The organism is Lelliottia jeotgali (genome assembly GCF_977070485.1).
Window position 1 is genome coordinate 1 of the sequence record NZ_CDRVFO010000047.1, and the last position, 792, is coordinate 792.

Annotated in this window: 2 protein-coding genes; one reads left to right on the forward strand and one right to left on the reverse strand. The window is 59.5% G+C overall.

Annotation, left to right across the window (positions count from 1 at the left end; translation table 11 throughout):
- Positions 1-71 precede the first annotated feature (71 nt).
- The gene (locus ACW4TB_RS27500; protein WP_009685286.1) at positions 72-443 is read right to left on the reverse strand and encodes a chemotaxis protein; all 372 of its coding nucleotides are present in this window, start codon (positions 441-443) and stop codon (positions 72-74) included.
- Between the two features lie 121 nt (positions 444-564).
- Between ACW4TB_RS27500 and ACW4TB_RS27505 the strand changes: the two genes are divergently transcribed.
- Positions 565-792 (forward strand): DUF6555 family protein (locus ACW4TB_RS27505; RefSeq protein ID WP_238784034.1); only part of this gene is annotated, 228 nt, incomplete at its 3' end.

Sequence of the window (792 nt, forward strand, 5' to 3'; positions counted from 1 at the left end):
CACAGCGATGACCCACACCTCTGCCCGTCGCCACCAGCGTCGAGCGATGAATTCCAAAGCGCATTTGTCCATCAGGCTGTACCTCCAAGCTGTGCACGCAGCCGGGAGATCTCTGCGCTCTGCGTGGTCACCTTCTCAGTGAGCTGGCCCACCTGACACGTGAGCGCTTCAATCTTTCCTTCCATCCGTCCAACTGCTGCTGCCAACTCGTTGCGCTCCTTGGCGAACTGATCGGCGCGGGCCTCGGCCAGCTTTCGGGCCTCTCGCTCGGAATCGAGCAGTTCATTAAGCCGGCGGACAGTGCCGATATCGGCATTGTCCATAGCGCGATCAGCAGCGTCCTTGGACAGGAAGCGGCGCACCCATAGCAATGCGCCCGTGACAACGATGCCACTACCGCCCAGCCAGGTGGCTGTGCCTGGGCCCAGGTCGGTCGGGTCCATTTGCTTGCTCCGTACGTGAGAATTGTGCTCCGGCGTTAAACCGGCCGGATGCTTGCCCCCGGAATCCCTAGGGGTTAAAAGGAATGTTGGCCGATCTGGCTTCGCTAGAAGGAACTAGTAAATGCCCGTCAGTAACATCTATGTGGTCGCTTATCACCTCCATGGAGAAGCTCGCGAATTCATCGTCCGCGCCGAGAGGATGGATAACGCTGAGGCCTGGCACTGGGCTGCCTGCGAAGCCGGCGTTGGAGTCATCCCTAAGTTCACTGCTTCGGATATCAGAAAAGTCTCTCGGCCTGCTGCTGAGCGCTTCGGCATAACTGACGTCCAATGGCGGAGGTCCGGCAAC